General features: G+C 53.4%; 17 protein-coding genes and 1 pseudogene. 2 read left to right on the top strand and 16 right to left on the bottom strand.

The window, feature by feature from the left end; all coding sequences use genetic code 11:
- Positions 1-15: 15 nt before the first annotated feature.
- From rodZ to ndk, 4 genes are all read right to left on the bottom strand, one after another.
- Entirely contained in the window at positions 16-1,068 is a 1,053-nt protein-coding gene (gene rodZ, locus DW47_RS0102095) for a cytoskeleton protein RodZ (protein ID WP_029684675.1), read from the bottom strand.
- Between the two features lie 243 nt (positions 1,069-1,311).
- Entirely contained in the window at positions 1,312-1,749 is a 438-nt protein-coding gene (locus tag DW47_RS0102090) for a tetratricopeptide repeat protein (protein WP_051150800.1), read from the bottom strand.
- Between the two features lie 77 nt (positions 1,750-1,826).
- Entirely contained in the window at positions 1,827-2,996 is a 1,170-nt protein-coding gene (gene rlmN / locus DW47_RS0102085; RefSeq protein WP_029684670.1) for a dual-specificity RNA methyltransferase RlmN, read from the bottom strand.
- 185 nt (positions 2,997-3,181) lie between these two features.
- Complete coding sequence (gene ndk / locus DW47_RS0102080; RefSeq protein ID WP_029684669.1) at positions 3,182-3,613, bottom strand: nucleoside-diphosphate kinase; 432 nt, start codon at positions 3,611-3,613, stop codon at positions 3,182-3,184.
- A 303-nt stretch (positions 3,614-3,916) separates the two neighbouring features.
- Here ndk and sseA point away from each other — a divergent pair, with 303 nt between their 5' ends.
- Positions 3,917-4,759, top strand: a complete 843-nt coding sequence (gene sseA / locus DW47_RS0102075; protein WP_029684668.1) for a 3-mercaptopyruvate sulfurtransferase — start codon at positions 3,917-3,919, stop codon at positions 4,757-4,759.
- 28 nt (positions 4,760-4,787) lie between these two features.
- On the opposite strand, the gene DW47_RS0102070 is transcribed toward sseA, so the two are convergent.
- From DW47_RS0102070 to trmJ, 11 genes are all read right to left on the bottom strand, one after another.
- Positions 4,788-5,543, bottom strand: a complete 756-nt coding sequence (locus DW47_RS0102070; RefSeq protein ID WP_029684667.1) for an enhanced serine sensitivity protein SseB C-terminal domain-containing protein — start codon at positions 5,541-5,543, stop codon at positions 4,788-4,790.
- A gap of 61 nt (positions 5,544-5,604) precedes the next feature.
- Positions 5,605-6,876, bottom strand: coding sequence for an aminopeptidase PepB (gene pepB, locus DW47_RS0102065; protein ID WP_420911392.1), 1,272 nt, complete (start codon positions 6,874-6,876; stop codon positions 5,605-5,607).
- 30 nt (positions 6,877-6,906) lie between these two features.
- Positions 6,907-7,107, bottom strand: coding sequence for a Fe-S cluster assembly protein IscX (gene iscX / locus DW47_RS0102060; RefSeq protein WP_029684665.1), 201 nt, complete (start codon positions 7,105-7,107; stop codon positions 6,907-6,909).
- Between the two features lie 52 nt (positions 7,108-7,159).
- The gene (gene fdx / locus DW47_RS0102055) at positions 7,160-7,495 is read right to left on the bottom strand and encodes an ISC system 2Fe-2S type ferredoxin (RefSeq protein ID WP_029684664.1); all 336 of its coding nucleotides are present in this window, start codon (positions 7,493-7,495) and stop codon (positions 7,160-7,162) included.
- 2 nt (positions 7,496-7,497) lie between these two features.
- On the bottom strand, positions 7,498-9,348 hold the full coding sequence (hscA, locus tag DW47_RS0102050; RefSeq protein WP_029684663.1) for a Fe-S protein assembly chaperone HscA: 1,851 nt from the start codon (positions 9,346-9,348) through the stop codon (positions 7,498-7,500).
- Between the two features lie 14 nt (positions 9,349-9,362).
- The gene (hscB, locus tag DW47_RS0102045; RefSeq protein WP_029684662.1) at positions 9,363-9,878 is read right to left on the bottom strand and encodes a co-chaperone HscB; all 516 of its coding nucleotides are present in this window, start codon (positions 9,876-9,878) and stop codon (positions 9,363-9,365) included.
- 78 nt (positions 9,879-9,956) lie between these two features.
- Positions 9,957-10,280, bottom strand: a complete 324-nt coding sequence (gene iscA / locus DW47_RS16775) for an iron-sulfur cluster assembly protein IscA (RefSeq protein ID WP_029684661.1) — start codon at positions 10,278-10,280, stop codon at positions 9,957-9,959.
- 15 nt (positions 10,281-10,295) lie between these two features.
- Positions 10,296-10,682 carry a Fe-S cluster assembly scaffold IscU gene (gene iscU / locus DW47_RS0102035; RefSeq protein WP_029684660.1) on the bottom strand — a complete coding sequence of 129 codons (387 nt, stop codon included), beginning with the start codon at positions 10,680-10,682 and terminating at the stop codon, positions 10,296-10,298.
- A gap of 22 nt (positions 10,683-10,704) precedes the next feature.
- A complete protein-coding gene (locus DW47_RS0102030; protein ID WP_029684659.1) occupies positions 10,705-11,919 on the bottom strand; it encodes an IscS subfamily cysteine desulfurase in 1,215 nt (404 codons plus the stop codon).
- Between the two features lie 78 nt (positions 11,920-11,997).
- Positions 11,998-12,498 (bottom strand): Fe-S cluster assembly transcriptional regulator IscR, encoded by a 501-nt coding sequence (gene iscR / locus DW47_RS0102025; protein ID WP_029684658.1) that lies wholly within the window; start codon positions 12,496-12,498, stop codon positions 11,998-12,000.
- Positions 12,499-12,625: 127 nt separating this feature from the next.
- Positions 12,626-13,363: a tRNA (cytosine(32)/uridine(32)-2'-O)-methyltransferase TrmJ gene (trmJ, locus tag DW47_RS0102020; protein ID WP_029684657.1), complete on the bottom strand. Its 738-nt coding sequence runs from the start codon at positions 13,361-13,363 to the stop codon at positions 12,626-12,628.
- A 119-nt stretch (positions 13,364-13,482) separates the two neighbouring features.
- On the opposite strand from trmJ, the gene suhB reads away from it, so the two are divergent.
- Complete coding sequence (gene suhB, locus DW47_RS0102015) at positions 13,483-14,286, top strand: inositol-1-monophosphatase (protein ID WP_029684656.1); 804 nt, start codon at positions 13,483-13,485, stop codon at positions 14,284-14,286.
- A gap of 853 nt (positions 14,287-15,139) precedes the next feature.
- Here the strand turns inward: suhB and DW47_RS16170 are convergent.
- A pseudogene (locus DW47_RS16170) lies at positions 15,140-15,707 on the bottom strand (IS3 family transposase); the annotation flags it as partial.

Here is a 15,707-nt window from a genome sequence, read left to right as displayed (position 1 = left end):
TGAGACGGTGTCTTACTAGGCACCGATCGTCAAGCGGGCGACCTGGTTAGTACGAACAAAACGACTTAAATCAACGGGCTGACCACGAAACTGTACAGAGACAGAACGAGGTGCGCCAATCCGGACACGATAAGGGGTTTTTCCGGTCAGGTTCAGAGTACCGCCATTATGTTGCAGTCCGCTGAACAGTTTTTTACCGCTAGCATCGGTGACCTGTAACCAGCAATCACCGTGGAAGTTCATCACGAGTGCATCACCGCTGGTTGGCGTTACCGCTGCTGCCGGTTGTGCTGGTGAGGAGGTGTCCGTGGTGCTGGTCGGAGCCGGAGTCGGCACAGGGGCGGAAGTCGGTGTGGTCACCTGAGAGGGTGAGACAACCGCACTGCTCGCCGCTGGCGTCTGGTTGTCGTCAGTGCCGGTAGCAGTCGTTGCACTGTTGTTGCTGTCTGCCGTCGGCGCATTATCAGCACCGCTGTTGGCGGTCGCTGCCGGTGAGTCACTGGTAGTCGGCGCACTGTTGTCCGTATCCAACGGGACCGACGTACCATTGGTAGAGGAATCATCACTGCTGCCGGTCAATGGAATTGACTGGCCACTGGTATTGCCGCTCGCAGAGGTATTGGTCATGGCATTCAGATCAGCCTGCGAGGCTTTATGGTTTTGCCACCACCAGGCCACCGTCAGACCGACCACTACCAGGATCACCAGCAGGGTAAAGGTCATCAGCATACCATCTCGTTTTTTACGACGGCGACTGCCACCGAGAGAGATATTATGCATCGGCGTAATTTTGGCGGCACGTACCGGGGCTTGCTCGGATAACATCGGTAAAATGTCACTTTCAGGCACCTGCACCAGTCGCGCATAGGAGCGGATATAACCGCGCAGGAAGGTGGCGGCCAGATCGGTAGGGGTTTTGTCCTCCTCGATATCGCGCACCGTGGACAGTTTCAGACAAAGACGCTCTGCAACATTTTGCTGACTCAATCCTCTGGCTTCACGGGCCAGACGCAGGCGTTCGCCGGTGGAATGAGCTGCGGTTTTTTCTTGGTTGGCTTCAGTATTCATTCGCTAAATAACGCTGGTGCTGTATCGAAAGTGGATTGATCCACGCGAACCTCTCCGTAACGCCGGGTGTCCCGGGGAGAATAGTGTCGCGCGGCGTAAAAGATCTTTAACCAAAAACGTTCTGCCATCGCAACAGTTGCCAAGTCAGACGTCGCCGGCAACCGCATCAGCCTATTAGGTTTCAGCAGCAAAACAGCCTTTGTTAACCATCGCGACTCAGCTTGCCGTCACAGTGACCCGTGGTCATTCATGCGGAAAGCAGGTCGCTGAGAACGGCTCGGTATCTGTCAGTCCGCCCGGCTCAAGGGATTGCCCAGCCAAGGTGAAACGCCGCCGAGCTTCATCATACTGCCCTAAAGCACAAAGAAACGCACCGTAATTATTAAGCACATAACCATTTTCCGGAGCCATCTCTTCTGCCTGAGTGTACCAGACAATGGCGCGACTGACATGGCCCTCAGTCTGATTAAGCCGAGCCAAGGCCAACACCGGTCGATAATCCCCCGGCAGCGCCCGCTTCGCTCGTAATAGGTTACGCTCTGCGGCTCGGTATTCCCCCATCGCCAGATACTCAAGGCCGAGGGTGAGGCGGGTTTCCCCGCCCGCGACCGGTACAACCGACTGACAGCCTGACCCCAGCAACACAATCAGTAAAACAATGCTTTCCCCTTTCCCCGCCATGCTGTGCTCCTGTGCTCAGTGTTTCTCAACAGCCTCACACAGTCTCGGGGATCGGCAAAAGCCGTCACGGTTAAAGCTTAGACCGCCTTCACAGAGATTTCTTCACCGGCCATTTTTTTGCGCATCGTACGTTTGGTACGGTCAATGACATCACCGGCTAACTGACCACAGGCAGCATCGATATCATCGCCACGGGTTTTACGCACGATAGTGGTAAAACCGTAATCCATCAGCACCTTGGAGAAACGGTCGACACGGCTGTTAGAACTACGCCCATAAGGGGCGCCCGGGAAGGGATTCCACGGGATCAGGTTGATCTTGCACGGCGTATCTTTCAGGACTTCAGCCAACTGATGGGCATCATCGGTGCTGTCATTGACATGATCCAGCATCACGTATTCCACGGTGACGCGGCCCTGATTGGCATTGGATTTGGTCATGTAGCGTTTTACCGACTGTAGGAACGCCTCGATATTGTACTTTTTGTTAATCGGTACAATGTCATCACGCAGCGTATCGTTCGGAGCATGCAGCGAGATGGCCAGTGCTACATCGATCATATCCCCCAGCTTATCCAGCGCCGGGACCACACCGGAGGTAGATAAGGTGACGCGGCGTTTTGACAGCCCGAAGCCGAAATCATCAAGCATGATTTCCATGGCGGGTACCACGTTAGTCAGGTTGAGCAGTGGTTCACCCATACCCATCATCACGACGTTGGTAATCGGACGTTGACCGGTCACTTTAGCCGCACCGATAATTTTAGCGGCACGCCACACTTGGCCAATAATCTCTGAGACCCGTAGGTTGCGGTTAAAGCCCTGTTGCGCCGTGGAGCAGAACTTACACTCCAGGGCACAGCCGACCTGTGAGGATACGCACAGGGTGGCACGGTCATCTTCTGGGATATAAACAGTTTCTACCAGTTGATCGGCGACGCGGATCGCCCATTTGATAGTGCCGTCGGAGGAACGCATCTCTTCGGCAACTTCTGGGGCACGGATTTCTGCGACCTGGGCCAGTTTTTGACGCAGGACTTTGTTGATATCCGTCATCTGCTCGAAATCATCGCAGCAGTAATGGTACATCCATTTCATCACCTGATCGGCACGAAACGGCTTTTCACCCATTTCACGGAAAAATTCACGCATCTGCTGACGGTTTAAATCCAGCAGGTTAATTTTGGAGGTTTTCGGGGTCACGGTTACAGGAGTATCGGACACAGGAGTCGCTGCAGGTTCGGACATAGTTATCTCTGGCCTCGTTGTTACACGTTATGGCTCGGTTATGAAGAGTGAAAAAAGGAACACCCCCGCAGAAACTCTGCAGGGGTGCTTATTGTACATCATCTGTTGCGGGATGCCACGCTGGCTGGGCCTTTTACAGGCGCATTTGTCACTGTATGTTAACAGTCACCTCCCGCACCGCCAGATTAACGGGTACGCGCGCAGACTTCACCTTCGCCGAAGAAGTACGCGATTTCACGTGCTGCAGACTCAGCAGAGTCAGAACCGTGGGTCGCGTTTTCGGTGAAGCTGTCAGCGTAATCGGCACGTAAAGTACCGGCCAGAGCGTTGTCAGGGTTAGTTGCCCCCATCAGGTCACGGTGACGCTGGATAGCATTTTCGCCTTCCAGAACAGAAACAACAACCGGACCAGAAGTCATGAACTCAACCAGACCGTCGAAGAAAGGACGACCTTTGTGTTCTGCGTAGAAGCCTTCAGCCTGCTCTTTAGTCAGGTGCAGCATTTTAGCACCAACGATTTTGAAGCCAGCGCTTTCAAAACGGTTGTAGATAGCACCAATCACGTTTTTGGCAACTGCATTTGGCTTGATGATAGAAAAAGTACGTTCGATTGTCATTTTGACCTCAGTCTGAACTTCCAAAGTATGTCACCGTCTCTCGTCGTCACGACGAGAATGATAAGCGAGTAAAATCATTTATCCGGTGAAGAAACGGCGCAAATTATAGGGGGCTATGCAGCCATTGCCTACGGGTAATCACATTTTTTTTGAAAAAAAACGCCACAGTCCAACACTATCCCCTCTCTGAGCGGGGAATTTGTTGCCAGAGCCGTGCACAACGGCAGCTTTTTCTGTTCGTGTCTTGAGGTCACCGCGAAAATCACCGACACTCATAACAGTTAACCATCCACAGGAGAGGCTATGAACCAGGGACTATTTGTCACCCGCGACTGGCTGGCTGAACACCGCCAGGATGAAGATGTACAGGTTATCGATGCGCGTATGCTGCCCCCGGGCCAGGAACTGACCCGTAACATTACCGCAGAATATCTGGCCGAGCATCTGCCGAACGCCCCTTTTTTCGATATTGAAGCCCTGTCCGATCACAGCCATCCCGCCCCGCACATGTTGCCGCGTCCTGAAGCCTTTGCGGTAGCAATGCGTGAACTGGGCATCTGTGATGATAAGCATCTGGTGGTCTACGACGACGGCAGCCTGTTCTCCGCGCCACGGGCTTGGTGGATGCTGCGCCATTTTGGGGTCAACCAAGTCTCGATCCTCGCCGGGGGATTAGCCGGTTGGAAGGCAGCAGGTTACCCTCTCGAGCAAGGCGAAGTCAGTGTTGCCCAGTCAGAGTTCGAGTCAGTCCCGCAGCCGGATCAGATCCGTTCATTGAACGATGTGCTGCTGATCAGCCATGAAGGGGGCGCACAGATTATTGATGCCCGTTCGGCGGCACGCTTTAATGCTGAAGTGGACGAACCGCGCCCAGGCTTATATCGTGGTCATATTCCCGGCAGCCTTAACGTGCCGTGGAATACCTTAGTCCGCGACGGCCAATTGTTGGAGAATGATGAGCTGAAGCAGGCCTTTCAGCAGGCTGGCGTCGATTTTAAGCAACCGATTATTGTCAGTTGTGGATCCGGGGTGACGGCAGTAGTACTGCTGGCCGCGCTGGAGCAACTTGGCTATCCACAGGCTAGCTTATACGACGGTTCTTGGGGAGAATGGGGAAGCCGCGACGATCTGCCCGGAGTACGCTGAGATGCACGGGGTAAAGCCCCGTGCGCGTTCAGTTCGCTGAGGGGGGCAATGCAACGCCACGTAAGAAACTGCCGTGGGGACGCTGATAAAACGGTGAGATGTGAGCAGAGAAAAAGTGACTGACACCGTCCTCCTGCCCCCTGACTTCACAAATATCAATCAGCGTATCCTGCGGTAAGGTATCCAGTGCCACCTGTCCAGCAGCCTGGATCACCTGCTCAATCCCCTCACCGGCTTCGATACCAATCAGTAAGTTGCCTTCACTGTCAGCCGCCTCTCGACAGTAAGCCAGAAAGGCCCGTTTGACGGTTTTTTCCTGCCGGAACAATGCCGAGAGCGAAGCCAATAACTGCGGATCCGGCTGCTCCACCGCTGACAACAGCAGGGAACCGGTATCGGCTGCAGACTCCATCCCCGCCAGTACACTGCCTTCACTGTTCAGCAATTCCCTGATTTCCGTCGCCGTAAACACCTTACCTTCACTCAACCCGGGATTAAGGCACAGCGTCTGTCCGTCAACCAAGCGGAACAGTTGGCTGACGTTCAAGGTGCTGCGCGGCTGTGCCGCCCCCAATACCTGCTCCAACGCCGTTTCACTGCTGAAGAAAGGCAGTATCGCGTAGCCTTCTAGGTCATAACGGAAATCGGCATCAAAGCGGGGCTGGCCACCATCATCATGGGCAACTACCCAGACAGTGGCGGTTAACAATTGCCGAAAAAAAGCCGGTCGGCTGGCGGGTTCGGCAGCCGCCTGACGTAACAGCACATCGAGGGAGTGTTGCATAGGAAGATCTACCCACAGAAATCGGGCAGGCTCTCGCCTGCCCTGAAAAGAACCTGACTGATTATTTCAGTAACAGGTTCGCGACGGTACGCACACCCAGACCGGTTGCACCGGCTGACCATTGTTCAACCGCCCCTTTACGATAGGTGGCGGAACAGTCAATGTGCAGCCATCCCTGCTGATACTCTTCGACAAAGTAAGAGAGGAAGGCCGCCGCACTGCTGGCACCGGCGGTATGCGCTGGGCTGGCAATGTTGTTCAGGTCGGCGAAACCAGAAGGGAGATGCTGACGGTGAAACTCTGCCAGCGGCAGACGCCAAAACAGCTCGCCTTCGTTGCCAGCACTCTCCAGTAACCGGCCCGCCAGCGCATCATCAAAACTGAACAGCGCATGGTAGTCATTACCCAGAGCCACTTTCGCGGCACCGGTCAGGGTGGCAGCATCGATCAGCAGACGGGGTTTAAGCTGACTGGCATCAATCAGGCCATCCGCCAGCACCAGACGCCCTTCGGCATCGGTATTCATGACTTCGACACTTTTGCCATTGCGGTAACGGATGATGTCACCAAGACGCAGTGCCCCGCCGCTGACCATATTGTCGGCGCAGCAGAGGATCAGTTTAACACGCTTGTTCAGACCACGACTGATCGCCAACCCCAGTGCGCCAGTCAGCGTTGCCGCCCCGCCCATGTCCGACTTCATCGACTCCATAAAGGTACTGCCCTTCAGGCTGTAACCGCCGGTATCAAAGGTGATCCCTTTACCCACTAGGCAAGTGTCCACCGGCGTCGCTTCGTCGCCGCTTGGGTTGTAATCGAGGGTCAGTAACACTGGCGGACGGGTTGAGCCACGGCCCACGGTGTGCAGCCCCATATAACCTTGCTCGCGCAAATCTTCCCCTTTAGTAATGCGGTAGCTGATCGCATCACCACCCAGGTCACTGAGCAGATCGATGGCGGCGCTGGCCAGATCTTCAGGGGCCAGATCTTCCGCCGGCAGGTTGATCACATTACGGACCCAGTCGACCACTTTCAGGCGACGGGTCAGCTCTTGTTGATCCGCATCACTCAGTGACGGCCACTCTACATCACGCTGGCCTTTCGGGGCGCGGTAGCCCTGCCAGAAGGCCCAGCAGCGCTCTAGATCCCAGTCATCACCGGCCAGAGACACTTGGCGGATCCCCTGACCATCAATTTTACGGCCAGCACGTTGGATCTGCGCCAAGGGATCATTACCGGTAAGATGCAGGGTGATCCCCTGCGGGTCGCTGGAAATCAGGGCATTTTCCCCCCAGCGGGCATCGGCAGCCTGCTGGCTGAGGCGGATTGGCATTACTGATGAGGTCATGGCATCACTCCTTAATTATTGGTACTCGTCCAGCCAGACTAGCAAAATGGCTTCAAGGATCTTTTCGTTAGAGGCGTCGGGATTATCGTCAAAGCCGTCCAGCTCACAAATCCAACGATGCAGGTCAGTAAAACGTACAGTTTTCGGATCAGTATCAGGATACTCATCATAGAGCGCTTCACCAATCGCCCGGCTGTCGGTCCATTTCAATGACATAGTGGCTCCTTAAAACAAAACGGGCCGGAAAAATTCCAGCCCGCAGGGTTCATCAATGTTCGCGTGCGTGGTTGACAGTGTAACGTGGGAACTCAACCACCAGATCTTCGTCGGTGACACGTGCTTGGCAGCTCAGGCGGCTGTCAGGCTCTAGCCCCCAGGCTTTGTCCAGCATGTCATCTTCATCTTCGCTGCTCTCCGCCAGAGAGTCAAACCCTTCACGGACCACACAGTGACAGGTAGTGCAAGCGCAGGATTTCTCACAGGCATGCTCAACATCAATACCGTTGCGCAGGGCGACGTCCAGGATAGTTTCGCCTGGGGTGGCATCGTAGACGCCGCCGTCCGGCAGCAGGTCTTTATGGGGTAAAATTACAATCTTAGGCATTCTTAAACCTCATCCACAGAGTGTCCGGTCAACGCGCGACGGATAGAGTTATCCATACGGCGTGCAGCGAACTCTTGAGTCACATGATCCAAATGTTTAATTCCGGCAGCAATCTGTGCCTCATCGTTATTTTCCAGCGAGTCACGCAGCGCCTGCTGTGCCCCACGGATTTCTTGCAATTCTTGCTCGGAGAGCAGCGCGCTATCTTCCTGTAATGCCCCGTCCAGGCTTTCCAGAACTCGCAGACCATCCACTTTTTTCTCTGCCAACTGGCGAGCTTCAACATCATCCCGCGCATGGGTCATCGAATCGGTGATCATGGTCGCGATCTCATTTTCAGTCAGGCCATAAGACGGCTTCACCTGAATAGAAGCTTCCACACCGGTGGATTTTTCCATCGCCGTGACACTCAATAGGCCATCCGCATCCACCTGGAAGGTGACTCGGATATGCGCGCCGCCAGCAGGCATCGCCGGCAAGCCGCGCAGGGCGAACCGCGCCAGTGAACGGCAGTCGCTGACCAGTTCACGCTCGCCCTGCACCACATGGATACTCATCGCGGTCTGACCATCTTTAAAGGTGGTGAATTCCTGAGCGCGGGCCACAGGAATCGTGGTGTTGCGTGGGATCACTTTCTCGGTCAGGCCCCCCATGGTTTCTAGACCCAGTGACAGCGGGATCACATCCAGCAGCAGCATTTCGCTATCCGGTTTATTACCCACCAGAATATCTGCCTGGATCGCGGCACCCAATGCCACGACCCGATCCGGGTCAATGGAGGTCAGTGGCTGACGGTCAAAGAATTCGCCAACACTGTCGCGCACCGCCGGAGTACGGGTCGAGCCGCCGACCATGACCACTTCCAATACTTCATCCGCGCTAACACCAGCATCTTTCAAAGTACGACGACAGGCGACGAGGGTTTTCTTCAGTAACGGCGTAATCAGATCCGTAAACTGTTCACGGCTGATCTCTCCTTGCCAACCCCCGACGTTAATAGTGGTCGTCGGGTGGCCACTGAGGGCAATTTTCGCCGCGGTCGCCGCATCCAGCACCTGACGTTGTAAAGCAAGATCCTGTTGCACACTCAGCCCTGACTGCTGACAGATCCAGTCCGCCAGCAACTGATCGAAATCATCACCACCCAGAGCGGAATCACCGCCGGTCGCCAGCACTTCAAAGACGCCTCGACTAAGACGCAGGATCGAGATATCAAAGGTGCCGCCGCCCAGATCGTAAACGGCAATTACCCCTTCTTGACCGGTGTCCAGGCCATAGGCTACCGCCGCAGCTGTCGGTTCATTCAGTAGACGCAGAACATGCAATCCCGCGAGACGGGCGGCATCTTTGGTCCCCTGACGCTGTGCATCATCAAAATAGGCCGGGACGGTGATCACCACCCCGTCCAGTTCACCGCCCAGTGATGCCCGGGCACGCTGTGCCAACTCAGACAGAATGTCGCCGGAGACACGGATCGGGTTGACCTGTCCTGCGGGGGTTTCCATCATCGGTAGGCCGTTTTCACTGGCGCTGAACTGGTAAGGCAGATGCGGATAACGTTGCTGAATATCGGCCAGCGAGCGGCCAATCAGACGTTTGACCGAACTAAAGGTATGACGGGGATCAGCAGCCGCTTGTTCACGGGCATCCCAGCCGATACGTGACTGGCTAGCCTGATAATGCACCACTGAAGGGAGTAAGTGACGTCCCTGGTCATCGGGCAGCGTTTCTGCCAGACCACTGCGTACGGTGGCCACCAGAGAGTGAGTCGTTCCAAGGTCAATACCGGCCGCCAGTTTACGCTGGTGCGGTGCGGCACTTAACCCCGGTTCACTGATTTGTAATAACGCCATAACGAGCTTCCCGTTTAATAATCCAGCAGTTTCTCTTCTAAATTCTCTGCTTCGACCCGCAGTTTAGCGAGAAATCGTAACTTACGCACGGTATCCGCCGCTTCCGGCCAGTGTTGATCGTTGAACTGCTGACGCATCAGTTGGCTACGCTGTTGTTCCATCTCGTCCAACTGGCGGAAAAACGGCACTAGGGCATCGCTGTTTTTTTGCTGTTCAATCGATACCAGCGCTTCACGTAACTCAAGCTGTTCCATCAGGAACGCGGTATCACGCAGGGTATGTTGTTCGTTATTGATATCAAACCCGTGCAGTGACAGCAGATATTCAGCCCGAGATAACGGCTTACGCAGCGCCTGATAGCCCTGATTAATGGTGGCCGCATGTTGCAGTGCCTTCAACCGTTCGGTTTCAGGTGCCGTAGCGAAGCGATCAGGATGATACTGGCGTTGTAGTGCCTGGAAAGTGTCAGCCAGTGCCGCCGTATCAAGCTCATAGGATTCAGGTAAATTAAACAGAGTAAAATAGTTCATAGCCGGTCCAGAGCAGGAAAGTGAATAAAAAAAACGCCCCAGCAGGCTGGGGCATCGGCTCAGAGCATGATACAGAGATTATACGTTGAAACTTTCGCCACAACCGCATTCATCTTTGACATTAGGATTGTTGAATTTAAAGCCTTCATTCAGGCCTTCTTTTACAAAATCCAGTTCCGTACCATCGAGATAGACAAGGCTTTTGCCATCAACAACAACTCTGACACCCTTCTCCTCGAATACCGTATCTTCAGGTTGTGGTTCGTCCACAAATTCGAGCACGTACGCCATGCCCGAGCAACCTGAGGTTCTGACGCCTAACCGTAAACCGTAACCAGAGCCACGGTTAACTAAGAAAGCGTTAACTCGGGCTGCGGCTGAATCGCTCAGGGAAATAGCCATTTCAAACCCCCTCGCTTACTTATCGGTTTTCTTACTCTTGTAGTCAGCAATTGCGGCTTTGATCGCATCTTCTGCCAGAATAGAGCAGTGAATTTTTACCGGAGGCAGTTCAAGCTCCTCCGCAATCTGCATGTTAGAGATGCTCTGCGCTTCGTCCAGTGACTTCCCTTTCACCCATTCGGTGATCAGGGAGCTAGAGGCGATAGCGGAACCACAGCCGTAGGTTTTGAAACGGGCATCTTCGATAATACCGTTGTCGCTGACCTTGATCTGCAGCTTCATCACGTCGCCACAGGCCGGTGCACCCACCATGCCGCTGCCGATGTTCACGTCTGCGTTGTCAAATGAGCCCACGTTACGTGGATTTTCATAATGATCGATAACTTTTTCGCTGTAAGCCATTTTCTGTATCTCCTGAAGACTATTAGTGATGCGCCCACTCAATGCTGTTTAAATCCACGCCTGCTTTGAACATTTCCCACAGTGGAGACAGGTCACGCAGACGACCGATAGATTTGCGCACCAGGTCAATGGCGTAGTCGACTTCTTCTTCAGTGGTGAAGCGACCTAAGGAGAAACGGATAGAACTATGGGCCAGTTCGTCGTTCATTCCCAGCGCACGCAGGACGTAAGAAGGCTCAAGACTCGCAGAGGTACAGGCTGAACCTGAAGAGACTGCCAAGTCTTTTAACGCCATGATCAGAGATTCGCCCTCAACGTAGTTGAAGCTGACATTGAGAATGTTAGGCGCACCGTGCTCTAAATCACCATTCAGGTACACTTCTTCCAGATCTTTTACGCCATTCCACAGACGGTCACGCAGGACGCGTAGACGCGCCATCTCGCTGTCCATCTCTTCTTTAGCAATACGGTAAGCTTCACCCATACCGACGATCTGGTGCACTGCCAGGGTACCAGAACGCATACCACGCTCATGGCCACCACCGTGCATCTGCGCTTCCAGACGGATACGGGGTTTACGACGCACATACAGCGCACCAATCCCTTTCGGCCCATACAATTTGTGGGCAGAGAAAGACATTAAGTCCACTTTCAGGCTACTGAGGTCGATTGGCAGTTTACCGACGCTCTGGGTAGCGTCGACGTGGAAGATGATGCCACGGGCACGACACATTTCACCGATGGCCGCGATATCCTGTACCACACCGATTTCGTTGTTAACGTGCATGATAGAAACCACAATGGTGTCGTCACGCATCGCCGCTTCCAAGTCCGCCAGATCAACGATACCGTTGGTCTGTGGCGTCAGATAAGTGACTTCAAAGCCTTCACGCTCTAACTGACGGCAAGTATCCAGTACCGCTTTGTGCTCAGTTTTACAGGTAATGATGTGCTTACCTTTTTTCTGATAAAACTGTGCTGCGCCTTTGATAGCCAAGTTATCCGCCTCGGTAGCACCGGAGGTGAACACGATTTCGCGTGGATCTGCACCGACCAGATCAGCGATCTGATTACGGGCGATATCTACCGCCTCTTCAGACTGCCAGCCAAAACGGTGAGAACGGGAAGCCGGGTTACCAAACACCCCGTCCAGGGTCAGATACTGCATCATTTTCTCCGCAACGCGCGGATCTGCCGGGGTCGTCGCAGAGTAATCAAGATAAATCGGTAATTTCATTGCTCTTAAGCTCCGTACATCACTTCAATGCAAAAATTATGACCGGGCGGAAGGCTGCACCACCAGGACATAGAATCATTAACTGCAAGCTCGCAGTTTGACATCTATAGCGTCCGAAATACGGTTATCGCGGAAACGCCTATTATCGTTGTTCTGGCGGTCTGCCACCTCGAGGATATCCTGGTTATGTACCAGCTCACCGAGGGTGATATTGTTCAGAAAATCGCTGATGCGGTCGCTTAAATCGCGCCACAGTACGTGTGTCAGGCAGCGATCACCGCCTTGACAACCTTCTTTGCCCTGGCAACGGGTGGCATCTACAGACTCATCCACCGCACTGATTACGGTGCCGACAGCAATATCACTAGGTTGTTTACCCAGCAGATAACCACCGCCTGGCCCACGGACACTGGAGACCAGGCCATTTTTACGCAGTCGGGAAAACAGCTGCTCAAGGTAAGAAAGGGAGATACCCTGCCGCTCAGAAATGTCAGCCAGAGGAACAGGGCCTTCATTAGAATGAAGCGCCACATCTAACATAGCAGTGACAGCATAGCGCCCTTTGGATGTCAGTCTCATAAATGCATGACCTCGATCAGAGTCCGGTTATCGGAGTGTTAATAAAGTTCATGCATTCAGTCTGACATTCTTGAGTGATTTGGTCAACTATTTAACCACGTAAATGACTCAAGTATTCCCTTTGCCGTCACTGCGGGTCGCGGGGCTTTTTCCCAAAAGAGGCCAGCATGCCGCGTAGAATGTTCAGCTCATCGCGCTCCGGACGGGCACGGGTAAACAGACGGCGCAGTTTACTCATCACCTGCCCAGGTTGGTCTTTGCGGATGAAGCCACTGTCCAGCATCAGGGTTTCCAGATGGGTATAGAAACGTTCCAGATCATCCACCAGCGGATACGGTGATTCCTCGTAAACCGTTGCCGGTTTCTCGGCAGCCTGCGCCTGTAACCACGCCATACGCACTTCATAAGCTATCAGCTGTACTGCCATCGCCAGGTTTAACGAGCTGTATTCCGGGTTCGCCGGAATAGCGACATGGTAATGACACTTCTGCAGCTCTTCATTGGTCAGGCCTACACGCTCACGACCAAACACTAGCGCAACCGGGGCCTGCTGCCCTTCTTCGACACTTTTAACGCCGCATTCGCGGGCATCGAGCATCGGCCACGGCAGAGAACGTGAACGGGCACTGGTGCCGACCACCAGACTGCAACCGGCGATGGCTTCATCCAAAGAACCGACAATAGACGCATTACCGATAAGATCACTGGCTCCCGCGGCCAGGGAGATCGCCTGTGAATCAGGGGTGATCAGGGGATTAACCAAATAGAGGTTCGACAGGCCCATGGTTTTCATGGCACGGGCGACGGAGCCCATATTCCCGGTATGTGAAGTCTCTACCAGCACGATACGAATATTCTGCAACATAGATTAGAAGCCGCTGTAAAAATGATAGAGTGATATTAACATAAAAAGAGACATTGTCTGAACTGACTGCTATACTTCCTGCCGTTTTTTCGTTCTTTAACATCCAGTGGGAATAACTGATGCATCCGATGCTGAACATCGCCGTGCGCGCTGCGCGTAAGGCCGGTAATTTAATTGCCAAACACTACGAAACGCCTGATTCGGTCGAAACCAGTCAGAAAGGCAGCAACGACTTCGTGACCAATGTCGATCGCGAAGCAGAACGCCTGATTATTGAAATCATTCGTAAGTCTTACCCTCAGCACTCCATCATCACCGAAGAAAGTGGTGAACTGGCTGGCGAAGATAAGGATGTGCAATGGGTTATTGATCCCCTGGATGGTACTGCCAACTTTATCAAACGTTTCCCACACTTCTCTGTCTCCATAGCTGTTCGCGTCAAAGGCCGTACCGAAGTGGCTGTCGTTTACGATCCGATGCGTAACGAACTGTTTACCGCCGCCCGTGGTCAGGGAGCACAGTTAAACGGTTACCGCCTGCGTGGCAGCAACTCCCGTGATCTGGATGGGACTATCCTGGCGACCGGTTTCCCGTTCAAAGCGAAACAGCACTCTGTGCCGTTTATCAACATTGTCAGTAAACTGTTTACTCAGTGTGCCGATTTCCGTCGCACGGGTTCTGCAGCCCTGGATCTGGCCTATGTTGCCGCTGGCCGTACTGATGGTTATTTTGAAATCGGCCTGAAACCGTGGGATTTCGCCGCAGGTGAATTGCTGGTACGTGAAGCTGGCGGACTGGTCACCGACTTCACCGGTGGTCATGGCTACCTACAGTCCGGTAACCTAGTCGCCGGTAACCCGCGTGTGGTCCGTGCTATCCTAGCCTCAATGCGTGATGAATTAAGTGAAGCGCTGAAGCGCTAATGCAGACAGTGCCGGACCCTCGCGCGGTCCGGCTCTTTTCACAGGGCTTCCGGCCCTGAAATATGACTCCGCTTCAATCACTAAGCAAAGGCCCCTGCCGACCGGTTATCTTTAACTACGCTGAACTGATAATCCTTTCTGCGAAGATAACGAGGCGCCAGCAGCCTGTAGTGATGCCTGAATTATCCCGTCCTCAACGCCACCGCTATCTTATTTTGCGCTTACTGATTGCCGAATATCCTTTAACTGCCCGTGACTGAGCCTTTGCGCCAAGGGATGCTGACGCCTTCAACGCCGATAAAGCCACTGCCTAAACGGCCTCCTTAAGCCGCTTAGTTCAGCTACGTTTTTATGCCTTACCCGGCCAGCGCTATTCTCTTGAAGAGACAGCGTTACATCAGCGTATCTGTTTCTTCTTTCCTCTACGGCATATGTTGCCTCAATGGCATGGCCCTAATGGGTAACGGCAGAGGTTATCCCGTGTCTGTTGCAGCGCTTAGCTGCACAGTAACCACAGCTATCGCTCTGATATTGATCGCAGGTGTCATGCAAAGCAGTGGTTATCAGGAACGGCAGTGAGTGATCCCTTCAGTAATCAACCACTGCGGGAATAGGAGACGGAACGCTGCCTGCGGAAGGCCCTACTGCTACCGGTGACATTTATCTATCAGAGTCTGGAGAGTTTCTTTAAGGATCGGGCACCGCGCGGGGTAGCTGTAGTGATCTCCCCTACTGCATGAAATTGCTCCTCCATTGGCTGCCGCTGATAGAAACCGAACGTCCTTTCAAAGAACACCGGTATCAGTCGATACGCCAGATACTGCGCTAAGTGCGTCCCACTGCGGTACCGTGACTAGTCCTGGTATAGATTGACAGCTTTCTGTCTGTAAAACGCCTGATGAACTTCATCGGGCGTTTTGTATTTTAGGGATTGATGTGGCCTCTCATGGTTATAGATCGCCACAGATCCTTCTACCATGATCCGTGCTTGCGCAAGGTCTGCCGGACGACTTAGCAAAAATTCGTTTTCCAATATCCCGTTTATTCGCTCTGCCAGTGCATTTTGATAGCAGTCATAACCGTCAGTCATGGAACAGGTAATACCATTTCTCTGATGCAGAGACTGATAACGTGTTGAACAGTATTGTATTCCTCTGTCAGAGTGATGTATGAGTGGCTCTTTGGTTTTCCTTTTCCTTAATACCTGTCTGTAAGCCCTGATCACATTTTCTGTCTGCAGATTTTCACCAACATAAAAACCCACGATCTTTCTTGAGCAGGCATCGGTGACAAGACTCAGATTAGCTGTTCCGGTGCGCAGTTGCAGATAAGTAATATCTGCACCCAGACCTGTTCCGGATGAAGCACCTTAATCTGCCCCGGACCGGGTTTGAGCAGATTAGGATGCCGATAAAACCGAT

The sequence above is a fragment of the Tatumella saanichensis genome (assembly GCF_000439375.1).
In the GTDB taxonomy this organism is placed as follows: domain Bacteria; phylum Pseudomonadota; class Gammaproteobacteria; order Enterobacterales; family Enterobacteriaceae; genus Tatumella; species Tatumella saanichensis.
Note: the sequence above shows the minus strand (reverse complement) of the source record. Positions and strands in the feature narration are given on the sequence as shown.